At 38.7% G+C, this 24,580-nt stretch carries 21 protein-coding genes and 1 pseudogene; 19 read left to right on the top strand and 3 right to left on the bottom strand.

Annotated features, from left to right (window positions below):
• Both ACVWYN_RS00690 and ACVWYN_RS00685 read right to left on the bottom strand, forming a co-directional pair.
• A complete protein-coding gene (locus ACVWYN_RS00690) occupies positions 1-258 on the bottom strand; it encodes a DUF4834 family protein (RefSeq protein WP_457286895.1) in 258 nt (85 codons plus the stop codon).
• Between the two features lie 69 nt (positions 259-327).
• Entirely contained in the window at positions 328-528 is a 201-nt protein-coding gene (locus tag ACVWYN_RS00685) for a YwbE family protein (RefSeq protein WP_457286894.1), read from the bottom strand.
• 77 nt (positions 529-605) lie between these two features.
• Between ACVWYN_RS00685 and ACVWYN_RS00680 the strand changes: the two genes are divergently transcribed.
• From ACVWYN_RS00680 to ACVWYN_RS00590, 19 genes and pseudogenes are all read left to right on the top strand, one after another.
• Positions 606-3,086, top strand: coding sequence for a YfhO family protein (locus tag ACVWYN_RS00680; RefSeq protein WP_457286893.1), 2,481 nt, complete (start codon positions 606-608; stop codon positions 3,084-3,086).
• A gap of 152 nt (positions 3,087-3,238) precedes the next feature.
• Positions 3,239-4,090 carry a UDP-2,3-diacylglucosamine diphosphatase gene (locus tag ACVWYN_RS00675; protein WP_457287647.1) on the top strand — a complete coding sequence of 284 codons (852 nt, stop codon included), beginning with the start codon at positions 3,239-3,241 and terminating at the stop codon, positions 4,088-4,090.
• Between the two features lie 29 nt (positions 4,091-4,119).
• On the top strand, positions 4,120-5,106 hold the full coding sequence (locus ACVWYN_RS00670; RefSeq protein WP_457286892.1) for a glycosyltransferase family protein: 987 nt from the start codon (positions 4,120-4,122) through the stop codon (positions 5,104-5,106).
• 30 nt (positions 5,107-5,136) lie between these two features.
• Positions 5,137-6,114 (top strand): DUF6427 family protein, encoded by a 978-nt coding sequence (locus ACVWYN_RS00665; RefSeq protein WP_457286891.1) that lies wholly within the window; start codon positions 5,137-5,139, stop codon positions 6,112-6,114.
• A gap of 186 nt (positions 6,115-6,300) precedes the next feature.
• Positions 6,301-7,056, top strand: coding sequence for a type III pantothenate kinase (locus ACVWYN_RS00660; RefSeq protein WP_457286890.1), 756 nt, complete (start codon positions 6,301-6,303; stop codon positions 7,054-7,056).
• Complete coding sequence (locus ACVWYN_RS00655; RefSeq protein WP_457286889.1) at positions 7,019-8,344, top strand: outer membrane protein transport protein; 1,326 nt, start codon at positions 7,019-7,021, stop codon at positions 8,342-8,344. The genes ACVWYN_RS00660 and ACVWYN_RS00655 overlap by 38 nt, the downstream gene beginning before the upstream one ends.
• Positions 8,344-8,910, top strand: a complete 567-nt coding sequence (locus ACVWYN_RS00650; protein ID WP_457286888.1) for a hypothetical protein — start codon at positions 8,344-8,346, stop codon at positions 8,908-8,910. Before ACVWYN_RS00655 ends, ACVWYN_RS00650 begins: the two co-directional genes overlap by 1 nt.
• Positions 8,911-8,991: 81 nt before the next feature.
• Entirely contained in the window at positions 8,992-11,088 is a 2,097-nt protein-coding gene (locus tag ACVWYN_RS00645) for a peptidylprolyl isomerase (RefSeq protein WP_457286887.1), read from the top strand.
• Between the two features lie 95 nt (positions 11,089-11,183).
• The gene (locus ACVWYN_RS00640) at positions 11,184-11,699 is read left to right on the top strand and encodes a DUF2480 family protein (protein ID WP_457286886.1); all 516 of its coding nucleotides are present in this window, start codon (positions 11,184-11,186) and stop codon (positions 11,697-11,699) included.
• A 29-nt stretch (positions 11,700-11,728) separates the two neighbouring features.
• Positions 11,729-12,505, top strand: coding sequence for a DUF3108 domain-containing protein (locus ACVWYN_RS00635; RefSeq protein ID WP_457286885.1), 777 nt, complete (start codon positions 11,729-11,731; stop codon positions 12,503-12,505).
• Between the two features lie 2 nt (positions 12,506-12,507).
• Entirely contained in the window at positions 12,508-13,077 is a 570-nt protein-coding gene (locus ACVWYN_RS00630) for a DUF3109 family protein (protein ID WP_457286884.1), read from the top strand.
• 129 nt (positions 13,078-13,206) lie between these two features.
• Positions 13,207-15,348, top strand: a pseudogene (locus ACVWYN_RS00625) (alpha-L-fucosidase).
• Between the two features lie 124 nt (positions 15,349-15,472).
• Positions 15,473-16,720 (top strand): L-fucose:H+ symporter permease, encoded by a 1,248-nt coding sequence (gene fucP, locus ACVWYN_RS00620; RefSeq protein WP_457286883.1) that lies wholly within the window; start codon positions 15,473-15,475, stop codon positions 16,718-16,720.
• Between the two features lie 18 nt (positions 16,721-16,738).
• On the top strand, positions 16,739-17,074 hold the full coding sequence (locus ACVWYN_RS00615) for an L-rhamnose mutarotase (protein ID WP_457286882.1): 336 nt from the start codon (positions 16,739-16,741) through the stop codon (positions 17,072-17,074).
• Positions 17,074-18,732: a UxaA family hydrolase gene (locus ACVWYN_RS00610; RefSeq protein ID WP_457286881.1), complete on the top strand. Its 1,659-nt coding sequence runs from the start codon at positions 17,074-17,076 to the stop codon at positions 18,730-18,732. Before ACVWYN_RS00615 ends, ACVWYN_RS00610 begins: the two co-directional genes overlap by 1 nt.
• Before the next feature lie 7 nt (positions 18,733-18,739).
• The gene (locus ACVWYN_RS00605; protein WP_457286880.1) at positions 18,740-19,504 is read left to right on the top strand and encodes an SDR family NAD(P)-dependent oxidoreductase; all 765 of its coding nucleotides are present in this window, start codon (positions 18,740-18,742) and stop codon (positions 19,502-19,504) included.
• A 5-nt stretch (positions 19,505-19,509) separates the two neighbouring features.
• Complete coding sequence (locus tag ACVWYN_RS00600) at positions 19,510-20,361, top strand: fumarylacetoacetate hydrolase family protein (protein WP_457286879.1); 852 nt, start codon at positions 19,510-19,512, stop codon at positions 20,359-20,361.
• Complete coding sequence (locus ACVWYN_RS00595) at positions 20,354-21,187, top strand: amidohydrolase family protein (protein WP_457286878.1); 834 nt, start codon at positions 20,354-20,356, stop codon at positions 21,185-21,187. The genes ACVWYN_RS00600 and ACVWYN_RS00595 overlap by 8 nt, the downstream gene beginning before the upstream one ends.
• Before the next feature lie 6 nt (positions 21,188-21,193).
• Positions 21,194-21,976, top strand: coding sequence for an SDR family oxidoreductase (locus ACVWYN_RS00590; protein WP_457286877.1), 783 nt, complete (start codon positions 21,194-21,196; stop codon positions 21,974-21,976).
• Here ACVWYN_RS00590 and ACVWYN_RS00585 read toward each other — a convergent pair.
• Positions 21,969-23,744, bottom strand: coding sequence for an aminopeptidase P family N-terminal domain-containing protein (locus ACVWYN_RS00585; protein ID WP_457286876.1), 1,776 nt, complete (start codon positions 23,742-23,744; stop codon positions 21,969-21,971). The two genes, ACVWYN_RS00590 and ACVWYN_RS00585, sit on opposite strands and share 8 nt — an antisense overlap.
• Between the last annotated feature and the right edge of the window lie 836 nt (positions 23,745-24,580).

Genomic DNA, 24,580 nt, shown 5'->3' with positions numbered 1-24,580 from the left:
TTATTTGACTTCTTCATAATCAACAAAATCACCCAGTTTATCTGCATTACCTTGTTTAGGTTGCGGAGGCATATAATCAATAGAAATGTCTCCTTCACGGTGTTGATTTGCATTTGATCTTTGTTGTTGCTGATAGCCAGCTTGCTGTTGAGCCTTACTAAATATGTTTTTAATTACAACAGGAAATATTAAACGTAAAATAACACGGATAATATAGATTACTAAAAAGGTAATAAGTATAAATTTTAATAGGGCCATGCTGATGACTTTAATATTAACTACAAATATAGACGGATAAGGATTTTAATTATTACAAATCTACAAAGATTATGGCAGTTCAATTACATTGGCAACGCGTCCAATCTGTCCATCTTCCAGCCTAACTTTAATTCCTCTGGAGTGATAAGCAGCAGAGGTTAGTAAATTAGCCACGATACCATTGGTCAATTTACCATTCCTCTGATCTTTTTTCAAAATGATCTCTACCTCAACACCCGGATAAATATCTTTTCTGTTTTTTCCGTCCATAATGACACAAAATTACGCCTTTTTTATTAAACCAATTTTATATAAGTTTGGGGCTATTTAATCTTAAACAAACCTTAATGAATAATTGGTTAAAAGCGAACGGCATCCATCTTGCCATTATCGGATTCTTTGTTGTGATCTGTTTCGTGTATTTCAGTCCGGTGCTTCAAGGCAAAGCGCCTGCTCAAAGTGATGTATTACAAGCTAAAGCCACTGCAAAGGAGATTATAGAGTTTAAGGAAAAGGACGGCAAGGGGCCTTTGTGGACCAACCAAATGTTTGGGGGAATGCCTGCTTATCAGATCTGGGTGCAACACCCTTATAATGGGGCTACATATGTTATTGATTTAGTTACTGCGATATTTCCTGATCCTGTTGGAGTAGTCTTATTATACCTTTTAGGCGCTTATCTTTTATTTTGCGTGCTACGGATAAATCCTTGGCTTGCGGCCGCTGGTGCAATTGCTTTTGCATTTACTTCTTATAACTTTATCATTATAGCTGCGGGGCATAGCAATAAGGCATTGGCTATTGCTTTTTGTGCGCCAATTATTGCAGGCGTGATCATGACACTTCGAGGAAGGTATTGGGTTGGAGGTAGTTTAACTGCGCTTTTTATGGCACTTGAAATTAGGGCCAATCATATTCAGATGACCTACTATCTGATGATTGCATTATTGATCTTTATTGGTATTGAAGTTTATCACGCCATTAAGGCTAAAAAGCTAAAAGAGTTCAGTAAAGCAGTCGCGTTCCTGGCTGTAGCAATGCTATTGTCATTTATGGTAAATGCAGGTAAATTGTGGACTACCTACGAGTATGGACAAGAATCTAATAGGGGAAAATCCAACTTGACAACAGGGGCACCTGAAGAAACTAATGGATTGTCTAAAGATTATGCATATGGATGGAGCCAGGGTGTTGGGGAGAGTTTTACCTTTCTTATTCCAAACCTTTATGGTGGCGCTACCAGTATCGAAGCACTTGTAAACCCGGAAAGCCATACTTATAAAACACTACAGGGCGTTACAGGAAGTGATCCAACAGGTGCGATCCAGCAATTGGCCGAACAGCTAGGACTGCAGCAATACTGGGGTGAAAAACCCGGAACTTCCGGTCCATATTACTTTGGAGCTATTGTATGTTTCTTGTTTGTTTTCGGGCTTCTGATTGTTAGAAACCGGATAAAGTGGTGGATATTGGGAACTACTATTCTCTTTATGTTGCTTTCATTTGGTAAAAACTTTCCGCTAGTCTCAGATTTCTTCTTTGCTTACTTCCCGATGTACAATAAGTTTAGAGCTGTAGAATCTATATTGGCGATGGTGGGACTGATGGTTCCTTTGTTGGCATTTTTGTCGATAAAGGAGGCGCTGGATGGCGCTTATGATCAAAAAACTTTAGTAAAGAAGCTAACAATTGCTGGTGGAATAACAGGTGGCTTTGCCTTGCTTGTTGCTATAATGCCTACTGCGTTTTTCAGCTTCACTACTTCAAACCACCAACAAATGCTACAAGCATTGACACAAATGCTACAAAATAATGCAGGAGTTGCTCAAAGTATTCTTTCGGCTGTGGTGTCGGATCGTGCAGATCTTGCCAGAGCTGATGCATTGCGCACTGTGTTATTTATTGCAATCGGTTATGCATTAGTTTGGGCATTGATTACTAAGAAGATTAATATGCAGGCTGCAGTAATATTATTGGGACTTGCTGTATTAATAGACATGTGGCAGGTTGATCGACGTTATCTTAACAGCAGTAATTTTGCAAGCAAAAGCGACCTGACTAATCATTTTCAGCCGAGAGATGTCGATAACGTAATTTCTTCAGATAAAGATCCTAATTTTAGGGTACTTGATCTAAGTATCAATACCTTTCAAGACGCCAGTACTTCCCAATTTCATAAAACTATCGGTGGGTATCATGCTGCGAAGTTAAAACGGTTCCAGGAATTAATTGATAATCAGCTTACCAAAAGTGTAAACCAGGATGTTTTGGATATGTTAAATACCCGGTATATCATTACTCAAAATCAGCAGACCGGGTCATACAGTATGAACCGTAACGCCACAGCTGCTGGCAATGCCTGGATAGTTCAGCAAATACAATATGTAAAGGACGGAGACGAAGAGATGAAAGCAATTAGCAGTTTCGACCCTAAAGTTGAAGCTATAGTAGATCAGCGTTACAAAAGTCTGATCAGCGGTAATAATGTTGGTGCTGATCCTACTGCCACTATAAGGCTAGATAGCTATCATCCCGATCATCTTGTTTATTCTTACAGTGCGCCACGCAACATCATTGCAGTCTTTTCAGAGATTTACTACGATAAAGGCTGGAATATGTATGTTGATGGTAAAGAAAAGCCTTATTTCAGGGCAGATTATTTACTTCGTGCTGCTGAACTTGAAGCAGGAAATCATAAAGTCGAATTTAAGTTTGAGCCGGTTTCCTATTATCTAGGTGAAAAGATATCATTAGTGGGAACGATCCTGCTATTGGCTGCTCTTGGTTTTGCCTTTTATAGCGAAAGAAAGAATAAATTAGTCGTTTAAAATCATAACAATGGGTTAATGTGTTGTTAATCTATGTTTTGCAGTTTTGTAAAATAAACTGTACATCATGGCTGAACTATTCTTACTCGTCTGCCTAATTGCCATTCTGGTATTTTTCTTCGGGCCATTTGAACTGATAATGGAGGAAGATGATGTCTAAAAGAGAGTTAGAAATTGTTGTAATTTCAGATGTCCATCTAGGTACATATGGTTGCCATGCCAGAGAACTTTTAAAGTACCTGAAGAGCATAAAGCCTAAGATGGTTATATTAAATGGCGATATCATTGACATTTGGCAATTTAGTAAGAGATATTGGCCAGAAACCCACATGAAAGTCGTTCGTAAACTAATGAAATTTGTAGTTGAAGGCGTGCCTGTGTATTATCTGACAGGTAATCATGATGAATTACTCAGAAAATTTTCCGACATCCACATGGGTGCTTTCCATTTGCAGAATAAGTTAATTTTAGAGTTGGATGGTAAAAAGGCCTGGTTTTTTCATGGAGATATATTCGATGTGACCATGCAGCATTCAAAATGGCTTGCAAAGCTAGGTGCGGTTGGTTACGATACGCTGATTTTAATAAACAGCATGGTCAACTGGTTGCTTACCCTGATTGGTCGTGACAAGATGAGCTTTTCAAAGAAGATTAAAGCGCATTTTAAAGATGCGGTGAAGTTTATTAATAAATTTGAATATACGGCTGCGGAGCTTGCTGTAGAAAGTAATTATGAATATGTCATTTGCGGGCATATACATCAGCCTGAAATGCGAAAAGTTACTGTTGAAAATGGTTCTGTGATGTATTTAAATAGCGGCGACTGGGTAGAGAACCTTACCGCTTTAGAGTATAATAACAAAGCCTGGAATATTTTTAAATACAACCCAAAAGATTTTGAGAAGGATGAAGTGGAAGAAGGTGTACTTTCTGATGGTGAGGACTTGCATAGCAAGTTAGATATTAGTACACTTCTGCAAAAGATAAAATTAGAAATTGTGTAAAGCGCAAAATTTGCAGATATTCGATCCCAATGAAAATTCTATATTCTATACAAGGTACCGGAAATGGGCATGTGAGTCGGGCAAGAGAGATTGTGCCTTTATTACAAAAGTATGGAGATGTAGACCTGCTAATTAGTGGTACACAGGCAGACGTAAAACTTAGCCAGGATGTAAAATTCCAACTGCATGGTTTTAGTTTTATTTTTGGTAAAAAGGGAGGTGTAGATCATTTTGAGACTTGGAAGACTATGAATTTACCCAGGTTTATCAAAGACATGAGAGCTATTCCTTTAAAAGATTATAACCTTATTTTAAATGATTTTGAACCTGTAACAGCCTGGGCATGTAAAACGAAAGGTATCGAAAGTGTTGGGCTTAGTCACCAGGCTTCATTTCAATCTTCTAAAGTTCCAAAACCAAAAAGTATAGATTGGGCGCAGTTGGTGATGAAATATTACGCTCCTGCAACACATTACGTAGGTTTTCATTTTGACAGATATGATGATTTCATAAATACCCCGGTAATACGAAAAGAAATCCGGGAAATGGTAGTTTCTACTGGAGAACATTATACAGTATATCTTCCGGCTATAGATGATAAGTTCCTGGTCCCTATTTTAAATAAGCTGTCAAGCGTGAAATGGGAGGTTTTTTCAAAACATTGCCTGTCTGATTACGAATCGGGAAATGTTAAGGTATGTAAAATTGATAACTCAATATTTAACAAAAGCTTGGCATCATGTGTAGGCCTACTCACTGGAGGAGGTTTTGAAGGGCCCGCTGAAGCACTTTACCTTGGAAAGAAATTGCTGGTAGTTCCTATGAAATTCCAGTATGAACAGCAGTGTAATGCTTATGCCTTAAAGCAGTTTGGGTTACCCGTTATATGGGGTAGTAATAAAAACTGGATTCCAATTATCAGAGATTGGATAGATAACCCGCAGGAACATCGGTTTTATTTTCCAGATGAAACCGAACAGATAATTGAAAATGTTGTAAACAGGTTTGCCAGATAATTTGCTTTACTTTGCCATTAGAATAATGGCATGATCAATCAATTCAGAACTTTAAACCCAATAAACCTGCTTATTCTTTTCGCTTATACGTTTTTTATGCGAATTGCCATCTATGCAGATCTACCTAGTATATTACAGTTTGAGTTTCTTGAATCTTATGCAAAATTCCTGATTACGATTCCGGTTAATAGCATATCGCCAGTGGCAAACGTTACGCTGGCTGGTATTTTGATTTTTGTGCAATCAATATTGTTTAACAGGGTAGTCAATAATCACTCATTACTAAATAAACCTGGTTATTTACCCGCACTGTTGTATGTCACAGCCGGAAGTTTATTTATGCCTTTTTTAATACTTAGTCCTACATTAGTCTGTAATTTTTTGTTAATTCTGATCATGGATAAGTTCCTAAAGATCGGGAAATCTCCTAACGCAATCATGATCATGTTTGATATAGGAATGATCATTGCCATCGGCACGTTAATTTACTTTCCTTTTATTGTGATGCTTATTTTGTTATGGCTATCCCTATTATTGTACCGCTCATTTAGCTGGAGGGAGTGGGTTTCAGGATTGGTTGGATTTTTAATTATATTCTTTTTTATAGGTGTTTACTACTATTGGAGTGATAGACTATCTCAGTTTTATAAAATATGGCTTCCACTCGGCAACAAATTTCCCTCTGTTTTTAAGATTAATTACAATGATTACCTTGTTCTGATCCCGGTAGCTTTAATGATCATCCTTGCGTCACTGCAACTGAAGGAGAACTTTTTCAGGAGTTTTATCAGTACAAGAAAGGCTTTTCAAATGCTTTTCTTCATGTTTATAGTTAGCATATTGAGTTTTTATACTAAGCCCGACTTTCGTATTTATCATTTTTTGCTTTGTGTGCCACCAGGTTCAGTTCTTTTGGCTTATTATTTCTCCAATGCGCGCAAGCGCTGGTTTTATGAAAGTCTTTTTCTGGTGCTGGTATTTGCTATACAGTATTTTTTGTTTGTTTAATAGTGCTACGCTTTCCGTCTTGCAGGCGACATATTGTTTAGAACTTCGGCTTAGAATTGGTAGCACCTGTGCTCTCGCATCAATTTTTATTGCCAGACAATCGTTGTTTAACTATTTTTAACAAATACGATCGTTCAAACTAATTAAAGATTAATAGCTTTGTGACCATGGACTCAGGCGTTGGTAATGCATAACCTTGTTATTGATATTGGTAATACAAATCATAAGCTTGCCATTTTTAACGGTAGGGACCTTATTCATTATCAAAGTTCAGCATTAGTTTCTTCCAGATTATTGGAAGGTTTTATAGAGAAATATCAGGTTAAAAATTCGGTGATCTCAAGTGTTGGTGCGGTTTATGAAGAGGTCGTTAAGCTTCTAAAAGAGAAAACAAACTTTCATTCTTTCTCCACATTGTCATTATCCGGGGTAAAAAATTATTATGAAACACCATCAACTCTTGGTTTAGATAGATGGGCAAAGGTGATCGCTGCAAATGCTTACTACCCTGCAGAGGATTGTTATATCATTGATGCGGGGACCTGCATTACTTACGATCTTGTTAATCGTAGTGCTGAATATTTTGGCGGAAGTATAAGTCCTGGTATAGGAATGAGGTTTGAAGCGCTAAATCATTATACGAAGCGCTTACCTATTGTTCATTGGAATAGAGATGATTTGGAAATACCGCAAGGAACGAATACGATTAATTCGATAAAAAATGGTGTTTTACAGGGTATTGTAGGGGAAGTTAGCAGCAATATTGAGCTGCAACGGAAGAAAAAAGGGGAATTAAAAGTGTTAATAACAGGTGGGGATGCTACTTTTTTGTTAGAGCAATTAAAAAACAGCATCTTTGCGCCTCAAATTATACACGATCCCTACTTAGTTTTAAAAGGATTAAATGAAGTTATTGCATTTGAATATGTACAAAAAGATTAACTATATAACAGCAATATTGATATTGCTTACCAGTATTTCTGTTGAGGCCCAGGTTACATCACAGTCGCCCTACTCCGGTTATGGAATCGGAACCTTTAAAGGGTCGTTGCTCCCGCAGCTTAGGGCTATGGGCGGAATATCTACCGGCGTATTCAGGCCTTCAATTGACAACCTCATCAACATTCAAAACCCTGCTACATTCTCCGGTATCAACTTGGCTACGATAGATATCGCTGCTACTGGAACGTTTACCCAGTTGAAGCAGGGAGGTATTACTGAAAAAAGTTTTAATTCTACACTTGGACACATTGCGTTTGCCTTTCCAATAGTTAAAGGAAAAACAGGGATAAGCTTTGGAATTCTTCCTTATACGGAATTGGGTTACAAATTTAACAGTGTTTCGAAAATAGATACAAATACAGTTAATTATCCCCATTCAGGTGAAGGTGGGCTTACTAAAACATACATCGGTTTGGGCCATCAGTTGGGTGATCATTTCAGAGTTGGCGGTAACGTAGAATACTTGTTTGGAAATTTGATAGAGACTGTTTCGACAGAATTACAGACTTCTCCCGCTATAAATTCTAGGATACAGAATAAGAATAGCGTTGGTGGGATTAGCTTTTCATACGGTGCGCAGTATGAGATTCCATTAACAACTAAAAGTCGCATCACATTGGGATATTCAGGATCTTCTCCATCAAGAATCAATTCAAAGAAGACACAAGTAATTACACAGTATCTTAAAACTTCAGGGGTAGAAGAGGCCGCATTTGATACGGTGGCTTTCATCGATAATAATTCTGCTAAACTGAAACTTCCATTGATACATAACTTTGGAGTTTCTATTCAAAGAGATGACAAGTGGATGGTAGGTGCAGATTTTAGGACAGGTAAATGGTCTAAATATAGCCTTGATGGCGCAACTACAAATCAGCAGAATTTGCAGGACAGTTGGGGTGTCTCGTTAGGTGGACAAATTACACCGGATTTTACCTCGATTGGTAATTACTTTAAACGTGTAGACTATAGATTTGGTGTTAGTTATGATAAGAGTTATATTAAACTGGCCAATGGTGATGATGTTAAACAGATGGGCGTTTCCTTCGGACTTGGATTGCCTTTGGCACCGAACGTTGTGCGTACCTCTTTCTACAAAATGAACATTACAGCAGAGCTAGGGAAAATGGGATCCATAACCAATGGCAATGTAGAAGAAAACTATCTTAAACTTCATTTGGGTTTTACACTAAACGACAGTTGGTTTAGAAGGTATAAACTCAACTAATGAAGCGTCAAAGTATAATATCTTCCTTTATTGTACTTTGCATGCTGCAAATCCTAATCTCTTGCGGAGATGATGATTTGAAATCGGCTAACCAGCTTACCAGCAAAATCAACCTCAGCAGTGATACCACCCGTGAGGTTGATGTTATTTATAGTGATTCGGCAAAAGTACAAGCTGAAGTTTTCGCACCGTTATTGGTAAAAGTGGTACCAATGACAGGTGCCAGTTACCAGGAAATGAGTAAAGGAATCAAAATTAATTTTTTGGATCCACAGGCTAAAAGTAAAGGCTCTATTACTTCAGATTATGCTATTATGAAGGATCTTGAAAAGACCGCAACTTTCCAGCGTAACGTTATTGTTGTTAACGAGAAACTCACTTATAATACAGAAGAACTCGTTTGGGACCAAACAAAGAAAAAGTTTTTTTCTCCGAAAGGTGTGATCACCAAACCAGATGGGACAGTGCTTACCGCGGTAAATTTTAGTGCGACAGAAGACTTCAATACAATAACGTGGGACAATGGCACTGGACAGGTGTATGTGCCTGATAATTACGGGAAGTAAATATGTTTTGTAATAAATTTACTTTTTTTCCCAAAAGTTGTATCTTGCGCCCTCTTAAAAAAAATTAATAAATATAATATTATGGGGTTAATGACATTTTTGCGAAATCGCGCCGGCTACATCCTAATTGGGGCCATAGGTTTTGCAATTGTTGCATTTTTAGTTGGTGATGCAATTAACGTAGGTAAACCATTTTGGGCCGCTTCTCAAAAAGTAGTAGGAACTATTGATGGCGAAGAAATTAATATAGATCAATTTGGTCCAAAAGTAGAACAGAGCGTTGCTCAGTTCAAACAGCAATACGGTGGCTCCGGGAATGCGCAGATGCAGGCAATGGCAGTTGATAATGTATGGCAGGGCGAAGTTGCTAATGTATTACTCGGTAAAGAGTATAGCCGTTTAGGTTTAACGGTATCATCAGATGAGTTATCAGATTTGATTCAGGGATCTAATCCAAGTCCGCTTATTGTACAGTATTTTGGTAATCCTCAAACCGGACAAGTGGATAGGGCTCAGGTATTAAATACTTTTAAACAAGGCTATAAAGATGCTAAGGTAAAACCGCAGCTACAGGCATTGGAAGCTGAAATTGAAAGACAAGCTTTACAACAGAAATATTCTAAGCTGATCAATAATTCAATATATGTGTCAACATTGGAGGCGAACGATGAATATATGAATCGCAATAAGATCGCTAATTTTAAATATGTGGCGCTGGATTTTGCTTCTTTACCTGATGCAACAATTAAGCCTACTGATGCTGATTATTCTGATTATTATGACAACAATAAGAAGCGTTTCGAAAACCCTACAGAAACGCGTACATTACAGTATGTGTCATTTAGTGTTAGCCCTACAAAAGAAGATACTGCCGCAGTAAAAACTCAGGTAGACAAACTTGCCGCTGACTTCAAAAGTGCTGCAAACGATTCATTGTTCTCGGCAGTGAATTCAGATGTTAAAATACCTTATACTTATTTAAATAAAGGAAAGTTAGATCCAACTGTTGATTTAGTTGTCTTTAATTTACCTGCAGGCTCATTCTATGGCCCTAAATTTTCAGGTAACTCTTACAAATTGGTTAAGGTAATAGATGCTCGCTTCTCTCCTGATTCTGTTAAAGCGAGTCACATTTTACTTAACCCAACTCAGCTGGGTGGTGTGGACAAGGCTTTGAAGATGGCAGATTCTTTGAAATCCCTGATACAAAAGGGTGCTAGTTTTGCTTCTCTGGCATTACAATATAGCACAGATGGATCTAAAGATAAAGGTGGTGAACTTGGTACATTTGCCCGCGGACAAATGGTTCCTGAGTTTGAGAATGCTGCGTTTAATGGCAGCCCTGGTGATCTAAAGGTGGTAACCTCTCAATTTGGTATTCACTTACTTAAAATAGAGAAACAGATTGGTTCATCCAAAGTTGTTAAATTGGCCTATATAGAGAAGAATTTAGCCCCAAGTAATAAAACTAAAGATGCTGCATATAAAAAGGCTAGTTCTTTCTTGAATGAAGTAAAGGATGGCAATTTTGCGGAGCTTGCTCAAAAGAAAGGTTACAAAGTTGCCGTTGCTGACAAGATCACTCCTACACAAGGATATGCACCCGGACTAGATAACCCTCGTCAGCTTATTCGTGATGCGTATGGAGCTAAGAAAGGTGAAACACTTGATCAGGTTTACCAAATGGATAATTCTTTTGTAATTGCACATTTAACGGATATTCGTCCTAAAGGGCCACTTTCTTTGGATTTAGTTAAGAAAGAAATAGAACCTATGGTTCGTAATGCGGTAAAAAGTAAATTGTTAAAAGAGAAAATGGACAAAGCTTTGTCTGGTTCTGGCAATCTTAATCAGGTAGCACAAAAAATTGGAAAGAGTGTATTGCCAGTAGAAAATATGGTATTAGCTAATCCTGTTATCCCAGGAGCTGCCCAAGAGAACAAACTTGTTGGAACCGTGTTTGGTTCTCAGCCCGGGAAATTGTCTAAATCAGTAATAGGAGAAGGTGGAGTATATGCTTTTGTTGTCGATGGGTTTGCAAATCCGGCACCATTAGCCAATACCTACAAGCAAAAGGAAGCAATGATGCAGTTGAACTCACAACGTTCATTAGGCGCAGCTTTCCAGGCGCTACAGGATAAAATCGATATAAAAGACAATAGGGTGAAATTCTATTAGTCTTATTTTATGTAATTTTGTAACCGGAAGTATTTACTACTTCCGGTTTTTTTGCTATTGCGCATTTTGCATTTTACTTGTTAAAGATTAAAGCTATGGAGATTCAGGAAAATTTTGTCAACAAAGTGGCAGCGAGTGGTTTGGTTACCCTAAATCTGGAAAATTATTTTGATAAAGGAGAGCGTGTAGTGTATGACATTAAGGAAAATCTATTCCATGGGTTGATGTTGAGGGAAAAAGATTTCAGGGAGTTTATCAAGGAGCATGACTGGACAAGCTACACCGGTAAAAATGTAGCAGTAACCTGTAGTGCAGACGCCATCGTACCAACTTGGGCCTATATGCTGCTGGCAAACAAAATGAAGCCTTATGCGAATGAAGTTGTGTTCGGGACGTTAGATACCCTTGAAGCCGTTCTTTTTTCAAAAGCACTTGCTAAAATTGACTTACAATCTTTTGCAAACGAGCGTGTGGTCATCAAAGGTTGTGCAGATATAGCGATTCCTGTTTCAGCTTATGTAGAGATAACAGGTTTGTTAACTCCTATTGTTAAGAGCATTATGTATGGAGAGCCTTGCTCTACCGTGCCAATTTATAAACGTAAAGATTAAAATTGGAGAGCTTTTTGTTTAACCTGAGTATGAGAAAGTTTTTATTGTTAGTAATTGTTGTGTTTACAGGCTTTTATTGTAATGCTCAAGAACTTCCTTTCGTAAAAGAACCAGTATTTCAACCTGGGGAAGTGTTGCAATATAAGTTGAAATATGGATTTATTACTGCAGCAGAGGGTACATTAAAAGTATTAAACTCTGATCTTAAGTTTGATGGGAAGCCGACATACAGACTCAGTGTAGATGGGGTTACCTCTGGTACATTTGATGTCTTTTATAAGATAAGAGACCATTACGATTCTTACATAGACCGGGTAGACCTCAAACCATTTTTTTATCAGGAGAACATCAGGGAAGGAAGTTACCGTAGACTTGATAAAGCCAGATTTAGCCAGGATGAAAGAAAAGTTGTAGCTAGTAAAGGAACTTTTACTACGCCTAATAAGCAAACATTTGATTTGGTGTCTTCTTATTATTTTGCCAGGAGTCTCGACGTTTCAAAAATGAAACAGGGCGACTTTGTAAAATTGAATTACTTCCTTGGCGATGAGATCAGTCAGCTTGAAATTCAATATGTTGGCAAAGAAATTATAAAAACCAAGCTGGGTAAAATCAGATGTCTTAAATTTAGCCCTTCAATTAAACCCGGAAGAATCTTTAGGAAGGACAGTAGGTTATACCTTTGGATTACCGATGATGGTAACCGGGTTCCTGTAAAAGCCGAGGTAGAGATCCTGGTTGGATCTGTAGTAATGGAAATTAAATCTGCTGACGGCTTAAAATACCCTTTAGCAATAGTTAAGTAATAATGATAGAGGTACAAAATACGTTGATACATGAAGACCTCATTACTGAGAGTTTTGTATGCAACCTAAATAAATGTAAAGGGATATGCTGTGTGGAGGGTGATTCTGGTGCGCCGCTTGATGTTGCAGAAACTGCCATTCTAGAAGAGATCTATCCTAAAATAAAGCATTTACTTGAGGCAAAGGGAATTAAAGCCATTGAGGAGCAGGGGACTTCTGTAGTAGATGTGGACGGAGACCTTACCACGCCATGTGTGGATGGAAATAAGGAATGTGCATACGTTACCTTTGAAAATGGAATTACTAAATGTGGTATTGAAAAGGGGTATGAACAAGGATTAGTAGATTGGCAAAAGCCGATATCTTGTCACCTTTATCCAATAAGAATAACCCAATATCCGGAGTTTGAAGTATTGAACTATGATAGGTGGCATATTTGCCACGATGCCTGTTCGTTTGGCAGAGAATTAAAAGTTCCTGTTTATCAATTCTTGAAGGGTCCGCTCGTTAGGAAATATGGAGAAGATTGGTTTTCCGAACTTGAAGAAAATGTTCGTGAGCTAAATAGTTAGCTAGCCAAAATTGTTTATTATTTTGGCAATAGTTTCAAATATTGGATGCTTGAATTAGTTTCTCTTTGGTAATAACTTCTGTCAGGGTGGAATTTCCAGCTCAATGCGTCAGCAAATGATTAACCGGTTATGAATCAGAAACATTTTTTAGCATTAATTTTACTATCTGTAAATTCCATTGCATTCGGGCAACACGATCCTAAGGCTTTAAAAGACTGGCAGGATCAAAAATATTCTATGTTTATCCATTTTGGGGTCTATTCAGTTCTTGGAGGTGTATGGAATGGTAAACCTGCTACAAGGAATGTAAGTGAGCAAATTCAGGCACATGCTGGTATTTATACCGACGAATATGAGCAGGTAGCAAAAACATTTGATCCTGAAAAGTGGAATGCAGATTCCATAGTAGCACTTGCTAAAAATGCAGGTATGCGCTCCATCGTGATCACTTCAAAACACCATGATGGTTTCTGCATGTTCAAGACCAATACAACAGATTTCAATATAGTAGATGCCACCCCTTATAAAAGAGATGTTTTAAAGGAACTGTCTGAGGCATGTAAAAGAGGAGGATTAAGATTCGGACTCTATTTCTCCCTAATCGATTGGCATTTTCCTCAAGCTTCCCCAATATCCAGCAGCAATTCTGACTACATCACACCTGAGCATGTGGAATACAATAAGAAACAAATTACGGAACTAATGAGTAATTACTGACCAGTATCTGAGCTTTGGTTTGATATGGGCTCTCAAAATGCAAATGAAAGTAAGGATCTGAGAGACCTTGTGCATAAACTACAACCTAATTGCATGATTGGCAGCCGGATTGGTAATGACATGGGTGATTTTAATGTGATGGGTGATAACCAGGAGCCTGATTATGTAATCGGGGTACCATGGCAGTCACCAGCATCTTTTTTTGATGAAACCTGGGGATACCGGTCGTTTCAAAAACGCGGTAAAGAAGAAGATAAAATCCGCGAAAAGCTAACCAGCTTAATTAAAGTTGCCAGTCGTGGTGGCAATTTCCTGCTTAATATTGGTCCTAAAGGAGATGGTTCCGTTGTTGAGTTTGAAAAAGATGTGCTATTGGCCATGGGCAAGTGGATTGATAAGAACAAAGAAGCCATTTATGGTACCGATCCTGATCCATTTCATATATCTTTTAAATGGGGCAGTCTAACCAGCAGACTAAATAAACTTTACCTGCATCTTCTTTCTACACCTGAAAACAACTTGATCACTTTACCCGGGCTTACTGGTAAAATAAAGTCTGTAAGTGTACTAGGTGAAAAGGGTAAGCCTAAATTTACGCAGAGCACATCAGGAGTTAAAATTACAATTCCTGCAGTACTTGATATTGCGAAGGAATTTAAGGTCATTGTGGTAGAGTTTGTAGACGGTTATAAAGTGCCACCAGCAAATATTATTGAGTTAAAAGGAAGTTCGCTTGAATTGACAGGCCACAATGCTTTTAAACATTACAGTAGCTCTGGTATTGATTACAGCAACCGCTACCAAAGCACAGTAATGGAATCTTGGACAATCAATCCGGCAGCGAGCAAATCTGTTAGTCCGGTGCTTTATTTTACCGACAATGAAAAGGGAAAAAGTATTGAGCTGGAAATCAATGGAAAGCTAAATACCATTTCTTTAAATGGAGGTGATGCCTTACCGCTAGCTAATAATTCGGCAACCATTACATGGGGACCATTATACCAGGCGGGATTTTATTACTCCGGACCAGGCGGTGCGCATGGTAACTTAAAAGATGTGAATGTTAGTAAACCATGGCCAGGTAACGACAATAAGCCATGGGAGCTAAAATCATCCTGGAAAAATGATGAAACCTATACCGTAACAATGGATAGGAATAGCGCCACCTATTTGCTTCAAGAAATCACCTCTGAGACAGATCAGCCTTACTTGGTTGGAGTAACGAGTGGAGATGCGGTAACTGTATCCTTAAATGGGCAGGTCCTTGCAGAACATAACAATCCTTTTAAAGTAAAAGAGATGAAGGATATCATCTTACTTCACTTAAAAAAGGGGAAAAACCAATTGATTGTGAAATATTACAACGGTTTTAAGAAAAGCAGTAATATTAGTATTGATACCAAGGTAAAGCAGATCTGGTATAAAAAAGAGTTGAAAACGTTAACGATGGAGAAAGGTAGGTATTACCCGATAAGTTGGAAGTTGCATGATCCTTTTTCTCCGCATACTACCCTGGGATTACCAAATCTGATTTTAGTCTTAACAGAAAAATAGAGCCAAAGAAATTAGAGCTATTGGCTTGATGTATAATCGCTGCCAAAATACCTTAACGATTGGTCAATATTCCGAAATATTTAGCGCCTTAAATCGCTTACTTTGAGTAACCAAATACTAACCAATGACGAAGAATAATTATTTATTCCCTTTTATCATGATCACCTCACTTTTTTATATGTGGGGTTTTGTTCACAATCTTGATCCGGTACTTATACCTCACTTAAAAAGATCTTTCAGTTTAAATACACTTCAGGCTTCCCTGGTAGACTCAGCCGTTTTCATCGCCTATTTTGTAATGGCACTTCCTGCTGGTTTCCTGTTAAAGAAATATGGGTATAAAACAGGAATTTTAGTCGGACTAGCTTTTTTCGCTATAGGGTCTTTTCTATTTATTCCTGCAGCTAATACGCAGTTATACCCATTTTTCCTTGGTGCACTATTTATCATAGCATGCGGATTAACTATACTTGAAACGGCAGCTAACCCTTATGCTTCATTATTAGGTCCACCGGAAACTGCAACCTTTCGTTTAAATTTTGCACAAACATTTAATGGGCTTGCGGCAACACTTGCACCTGTCATTGGGGTGAAAGTTATTTTGATAAAGGGATTATCAGATCAGGATCTCAGTACAATGACCGCTTCTGCTAAAGAATTGGCTTTGGCATCTGAAGCCTCATCGGTTAAAACACCATATTTAATTTTAGGTAGTATTATTTTATTAATTGCTGTCGTATTCTTTTTTATAAAGCTGCCTGAGATCAAAGATAACTCTGAAGCGGATGGAGAAGAATCAGGTATATTTAAAGCGCTACGGCATAAACATTTAGGTTGGGCAGCTGCTGCTCAATTCTTCTATGTAGGGGCACAGGTTTGTGTATTTAGTTTCTTTATTCTATATGCTACTAAAGCGGCGGGTATAGATCAGCAAAAGGCGGGTTACTATGCCGGATATGGTCTTGGTCTTGCATTCCTTACAGGTAGAGTTGTGGGTACTTCTCTAATGAGGTTTATCAAAGCAGAATTACTTCTGGCCATTTGTGCAGTCGTTTGTATGGCATTATGCATAGTGGCCATAACCGCTACAGGAATGCTAGCCTTGTTTTCAGTAATTGGAGTTGCTTTTTTTATGTCTATTATGTTTCCTACCATATTTTCGCTTGGCATAAAGGATTTGGGTAAAGACACAAAAATTGGCAGTAGTCTTATCATCATGTCAATAGTAGGCGGCGCAATATTACCACCGTTAATGGGTTATATAACAGATGTTACTGGCAATATTCAAATTGGATATGTTGTTCCGTTGATATGTTTTGGCGTAGTGTTTTTATTTGCCGTTAAAGGGCATAAAATAATTAAAATCAGTTAAACAATAGTTTTATTTGTAATGGAAAGATATTGCCTGGCGCTAGACCTGGTTGATGATGATCAACTTATTTTGGAATACGAAGAAATGCACAAGGCTGTATGGCCTGAAATACTGGATAGTATAACTGGTGCTGGAATAGACCTAATGGAAATCTATAGGTTTGGAAACAGACTTTTTATGATCATAGAAGTGAGCGAGCACTTTTCATTCCAGCAAAAGTCGGCAATGGATGCTGCCAATGAAAAAGTACAGGATTGGGAAAAGCTGATGTGGAAATATCAGCAGGCAATACCAGGTTCAAAGCCTGGCGAAAAGTGGGTGATTATGGATAAAATATTTGAATTAAAGGCATAATGTCGGACAACGTTAAACACAGTTTTTTACAAATTCATCCAGGGGATAACGTATTGGTCGCTTTGCAGGATCTTTTTAAAGGAGACGCAATAGCATGGAAGGACCAAACCATCATTTTACAGGACGACATACGCGCTAAGCATAAATTCTTTATTGATCCGCTACAAATTGGAGAAGAAGTCATTATGTATGGGGTATTGGTAGGTAAGGCAACAACTCCTATTCAGCGCGGTGGATTAATGACTACACGCAATGTACACCATGCTTCACAAGATTATGCATATAGGACGGTCAATTATCAATGGGAAAAGCCAGATGTTTCAGCTTTTGCTAACCGCACTTTTAATGGTTATCATCGGGAAGACGGACGGGTAGGTACAGCAAATTATTGGCTCTTTATACCAACAGTGTTCTGCGAGAACAGAAATATGGATGTTATAAAAGAAGCACTCCACAACACACTGGGTTATAATGTAACCGATAAATACAAGCAGTATACCGCGCAATTACTGGAAGCCAGCTTAAGCGGCCAAAATATTGCTGATTTTAAGGTAGATGAAATTGCCGTTGCTGGATATCCTAAAAACAGGATTTTCAAAAACGTAGATGGCATTAAATTTTTAAACCACCAGGGTGGCTGTGGTGGTACAAGGCAGGACGCTTCGTTGTTAAGTAATCTACTTGCGGCCTATGCAGATCATCCAAATGTAGCCGGGATTACTGTGCTCAGTTTAGGCTGTCAGAATTTGCAAACCCAAGAGTTTTTAGACGATCTAGCGACAAGAAATCCTAACTTCAAAAAGAAAGTATTAATATTTGAACAGCAGCTTAGTCAAAGCGAAGATCAATTGATTAAAGATGCTATTCTTAAAACTTTTATCGAACTTAAAGAGATTAATAAAATTGAAAGGACGCCTGCACCGTTAAGCAAGCTTACAGTAGGTGTAAAATGTGGCGGCAGCGATGGTTTTAGTGGCATTTCGGCAAATCCAGCAGTGGGCTATACCTCAGATTTGTTAGTTGCGCTAGGTGCAAAAGTGCTATTGGCAGAATTTCCTGAACTGTGTGGTGCAGAACAAAATATCATTGACCGTTGCGTAGATCAATCAACCGCCGAGAAATTTATACGGCTAATGAGAGATTACGATGCACAGGCACATGCTGTAGGGTCTGGATTTCACATGAACCCATCACCGGGAAATATCAAAGACGGACTGATTACTGATGCCATTAAAAGCACTGGTGCTGCTAAAAAAGCCGGCACCTCACCAGTGGTAGATGTGTTGGATTATACAGAATCGGCGACTAAAGACGGACTAAGTCTGGTGTGTACTCCGGGTAATGATGTGGAAGCCACTACTGGCAAGGCCGCCAGCGGTGCTACCCTTATTTTATTTACAACAGGCTTAGGTACGCCAACAGGCAACCCTGTATGTCCGGTTATAAAAATTGCGACTAACACCGCATTGGCAACACGAATGGGTGATATTATTGATATTGATACCGGCGCAATTATCAGAGGGGAAAAGACGATTGCCGAAATGGGCACAGAGATTTTGGAGTATTGCATAAAGGCTGCTAGTGGCGAGGTCATACCCAAAGCAGTTTTGTTAAATCAGGATGACTTTATTCCATGGAAAAGAGGCGTTTCATTATAATCACCTTATGTTTAGTTTAAAAGAAAAAGTAGCAGTTGTTACTGGTGCTGGCAGTGGAATAGGACGGGCAATAGCAGTATTGTTTGCCAAACAAGGCGCATTGGTGCACATTATTGAAGTAAATGCGGCAGCAGCAGAAGAAAGCCTGGAAGAGATTAAAAAGACAGGCGGACAAGGGTTTATACACGCCTGCGATGTGACCAGTCAGCAAGCTGTGCTGGATGTATTTAATAGCATAGGAACAACCGATATTTTGGTAAACAATGCCGGCATTGCGCACATTGGCAGAGCAGATAACACCAGCGAAGAAGATTTTACTAAAGTATTTAACGTAAATGTAAAAGGCGCCTATAATTGCCTGTTTGCGGCCATTCCGTTGATGAAGAAAAGAGGCGGGGGTGTAATTTTGAACATGGCGTCTATTGCAGCTATAGTGGGTATAACAGACCGCTTTGCCTATTCAATGAGTAAAGGCGCGATTGCCGCAATGACCCTTTCTGTAGCAAGGGATTATATGGCCGATAACATCAGGTGCAATAGCATTTCTCCCGCACGTGTACACACGCCATTTGTAGATGGATTTATCGCAAAAAACTATGCCGGACAAGAAACCGAAATTTTTGAGAAGCTATCAAAAAGTCAGCCTGTAGGACGTATGGGAAAACCTGAAGAGGTAGCCAGCATGGCATTGTATCTATGTGCAGATGAATCAAGTTTTATTACAGGTAATGATTATCCGGTAGACGGAGGATTTGTAAAATTAAATAATTAACAACAATGAAATTAATTAGATGGGGATCGGCAGATCAGGAAAAAACAGGGGTTATCATTAATGATGTTTGGTATGATACTTCTGCATTTGGTGAGGATTATAATGAGAAATTCTTTAATGACAATGGTTTAGAACGATTGGCCGATTTTGTGAAAGCAAATGAAGGCAATTTAAAGGAAGTGGCGCAAGAAACGCGTTTGGGTTCGCCTGTGGCGAGACCATCAAAAATTGTATGTATTGGGCTAAACTATGCAGATCACGCAAAAGAGACCAATGCACCTATGCCGCCAGAACCTGTCGTATTTATGAAATCTACCACCGCACTTGTTGGCCCCTTCGATGATATCATTATTCCGAAAAACTCAGTAAAAACCGATTGGGAGGTTGAACTAGCCGTTGTAATCGGTAAAAAGGCATCTTATGTAGCAGAAGCCGATGCGATGGATTATGTTGCAGGTTATGTATTGCACAATGATGTGTCTGAACGCGAATTTCAAATTGAGAGAAACGGTACCTGGGATAAAGGAAAAGGCTGTGATACTTTTGCTCCCCTGGGCCCATTTATGGCCACAAAAGATGAAATAGCTGATGTAGACAACCTTCGCCTTTGGCTTACTGTAAATGGTAAGCTGATGCAGGACGGGAATACCTCCAATTTTATCTTCAATGTGCCATTCGTCATTTCTTATGTTAGTCAGTTCATGACTTTACTACCGGGTGATGTGATTTCTACAGGAACTCCCGCAGGAGTAGGGTTAGGCTTTAAGCCGCCAATTTATTTAAAAGAAGGAGATGTGGTAGAATTGGGTATTGATGGTTTGGGTACTTCAAAACAGCATTTAAAAAACTATGCGTAAGATAGACGCTCATCAGCATTTTTGGAACTATACAGCTGATATGAATAGCTGGATTACTGATGATATGGCGGTGCTAAGGCGGGATTTTATGCCGCAAGATTTAGAACCCCTCTTAACTCAGTTTGATTTTGATGGTTGTATAGCCGTTCAGGTCAATCAATCTGCAGATGAAAACTTATTCCAGCTTAACCATGCCGAGCAAAATACATTTGTTAAAGGCGTAGTGGGCTGGGTAGACTTCCGTGCAGCAGACCTTTCGGCGCAGCTTGCAGACTTAAGCCAACATAAAAAACTAAAAGGTTTTAGACATATCCTGCAGGGAGAGGAAGACCGTGCGTTAATGTTACAGCCAGATTTTTCTAAAGGAATTGGCCAGTTAAAAGAATATGGGTTTACCTATGATATTTTAATCTATGCAGACCAGTTGAAATATATACCTGAACTGTTGGAAAGACATCCTGAGCAGGCATTTGTACTGGATCATATTGCTAAACCAGACATCAAAAACAGGGAATTGGAGCAATGGGCAGCAGACTTAAAAGCACTTGCAGGTTTTGAAAATCTATATTGTAAAGTATCTGGTATGGTTACGGAAGCCAAATGGCATAACTGGAAACAGGCAGATTTTACACCCTATCTGGATATCGTATTTGAAACATTTGGCGCCAATAGGGTCATGTATGGGTCGGACTGGCCGGTGTGCCTTACTGCTGCAGCATATAGAGAGGTTCAAGGTATTATGAACACCTATATTTCAAAACTAACAATTAACGAACAAAGCCTTTTTTGGGGCGGGAATGCCATTAAGTTTTACAATTTAAACTAGCTATCTATGGATTTGCAATTGAAAGATAAGGTAATCATCGTAACTGGTGGTGCAAAAGGAATTGGAGAAGGAATAGTGTCTGTATTGGCCAGGGAGGGTGCCATACCAGTAATCGTTGGTCGTAACGAATCTGATAACCTAAAAGCAGCAGATAAAATTAAGGCTACGGGGGCCAATTGCTTTCAGGTGGTGGCAGAACTAGCGGATCCGGCAGCAGCCGAAAAAGCAATCGCTGCGGTAGTGGAACAATTTGGCAGAATAGACGGACTGGTTAATAATGCAGGTGTTAATGATGGTGTAGGTCTACAAAATGGATCTTACGAAGGATTTGTAGCCAGTCTGCATAAAAATGTGATTCATTATTACCTGATGGCACAAAAAGCACTGCCTTACCTCTTAAAATCAAAAGGATCCATTGTAAATATTAGCTCAAAGGTGGCAGATACGGGTCAGGGAGGCACATCTGCCTATGCAGCGTCTAATGGTGCAAGAAATGCATTAACCCGAGAATGGGCACTAGAGCTATTGCCTCAAGGCATCCGGGTAAATGCAGTGATTGTGGCAGAATGTTACACACCCTTGTATCATACCTGGATTAGCTCCATGCCAAATTCAGAAGAGAAACTTGCAGATATTGTTTCCAAAATTCCATTGGGTAAACGAATGACGACAGCAGAAGAAATTGCAAATGCAGTCGTATTCCTTTTATCTGAAGTTTCCAGTCACACAACTGGTCAACTGGTATACGTTGACGGTGGTTATGTACACCTGGACAGGGCTATTAAATAGCCCTTGTTTCTTCTTTCAGGAAATCAACCTCATCCGCAGTTAAAAGAGGTCTGAGCTTTGTGAATACCATTGCGTTATAATCGTTTAACCATTTTATTTGAGGGGCTTCCAATAATTCCTTTTTAACAATTTTAGTACTGATTGGTGCGATTGTTAAACATTCAAAAGCGTAAAACTCGTTGAATTCATTGCTTACATCGGCAATTGTATTTACCAGGTTTTCTATCCTGATGCCATGCTTTCCCGGACGGTATATTCCAGGCTCCACAGAGGTAATCATACCAAGTTCAATAGCAACAGGTGTTGGTGTTGGATTTAAAACCTGAGGCCCTTCATGTACATTTAAGAAATAACCAACGCCATGGCCGGTACCATGTCCATAATTTAAGGCATAGTCCCAAAGCGGTTTACGGGTGATGGCATCTATTTGATAACCACAAGTTCCTTTTGGAAAACGCGTTTTACACCCATCAATCATTCCTTTAAGTACTAAGGTATAGTCGGTACTTTCTTCTTCCGTATTGTTTCCCATGGGTATTGTCCTGGTGATATCTGTAGTGCCGCAAAAATACTGTCCCCCAGAATCCACCAAAAATAAACCTTGAGGCTTTATTTCAACATCACTTTCTTCGGTTGGTCCGTAATGCGGGAGCGCGCCGTGCGCCTGAAAAGCACTGATGGTAGTAAAGCTATCTCCAATAAAGCCTGCCTGTTCAGCCCTGAATTTTCTAAGCTCCGCAGCTGCGGATAACTCTGTAATGGTAATTTTTCCAATGTTTTCTGCAAGCCATTTTAAGAAACGGGTAATGGCTACTCCATCTTTTAGCATTGCCTCCCGAGTGTTTCCCAGTTCGGTTTTGTTCTTTATCGCTTTAAAATTGGTAGAAGGATTGGTTTCCTTAATGATCCTTACAGAAGGTGGTAGCAGTTTGAGGTAGGCAAAGCAATTGCGTTTGGGATCCAATAATATGGTGCTGTCTTTGTGGATGTTAGCCAATGCAGCTTCTATTTCATCATAAGGAAAAACTTCTACACCACTTTTAAGCAGGCTTGTTTTTTCTTCATAGCTGAGTTTAGCTACTGCTACAAATATTTTTGCATGATCCTGATCAATCAAAGCAAAGCTAAGTACCACAGGATTATAGCTAACATCTTTTCCGCGCATATTGAAAATCCAGGCCATATCATCTAAAGAAGATACCAAATGGATGCTAGCACCCATGGTCTGCATAGATTTTCGTATTTGTGCCAATTTGCTACTTACCGACTGGCCGATATATTCATCAGCAATCAAATATGCTTTTTCGGTTGGGAGATCAGGCCTGTCGCTCCAAATTGGGTCTAGGTAATCTTTATCAGTCACGCTTAATCCTTTTGCAGAAAATTGCTGTGTAAATAATTCACCTAATAGGATGGATAACAATTTTTCATTGCTGGCAATGCTGCTTCCGATGGGTAAATTTTCAATAAGCCATTGAATATACTCTGGAGCGTGTTGTACCTTTTGTTTTACCAATTCAAAACCACTGTTTTCCAATTGCTCGGTAGCCTGTTCAAAATAACGGAAGTCGGTCCATAGCCCCGCAAAATCATGTGTAATGACCAACGTTCCTGCAGAGCCTGTAAAGCCGGAAGCAAAGGGAATGCACTTATAATGATGGGGTAAATACTCGCTAATATGTGGGTCGGCTGAGGGGATAATGTAGGCTGATACCTCATCAGTTTTCATCTGCAGACGAATTGCAACTAGTTTTTCGGAATAAGTCATAGTTTTAATATATGGTGCTTAACGCAAATCTAACGAATACGGTTTAGATTTATTGACTTTGCCGTAGGGCTATGGAATCCTCGTAGATAATGGTAGAATTGAAAAAGCATCACATTCGTCAAAACTTCCTTTTTATTAGAATAGGAGGCCGCTGTATATAAACTCCAGACAAAATAATAATGAGTTATGACCTAATAAGGCATTTAATATAATTTAATTAGGAGTTAATAAGAACTTAATAGGGATATTGTCCCTGTTACCTCCCTATTACGTCCCTGTTACCTCCCTATTACGTCCCTGTAAGTTATTTCGTATTCATTAACTAATTATACAGGGGTCCTTAACTGAAGGTTACGTGTGTCCAGAGTGCTGGAACAAATATATCGTTATTTTTTGTTAAAAGAAAGCTCGTATAAATGCTAGATATGACACTACGCATAATTATTAAAAAAAGGATACTGCATGCTAAACTTTTGCAGCGTTTTTTTTAGGGCTAAACGCCATTTCCCCAAAAAATTATTATAATACGCTTTAATACTTAATAAATTAAAGAATAATATAATTGATACAATTGTCATCAAAAATTTGAGACTATGAATTTAATTAACTGTATATCAATAAAGTAAATGCTTTTTATGTCTAATTAATATTGAGTAGAAACCATGGCCTGTTTTTTGCCGTAAATACAACTCGATGGAATATTTGAATTAAACGCTGAAGTATGTATTTTTGTTTCATCAAAGAAAAATTAACGAATACTATAAATTAATGAGCTATCAAGATTACAAATGCAAAAAGTGCAATACCGATTTTCACTATCAAGTGCCTCGGGGATT

It is taken from the genome of Pedobacter sp. UYP24 (assembly GCF_054057295.1).
Note: the sequence above shows the minus strand (reverse complement) of the source record. Positions and strands in the feature narration are given on the sequence as shown.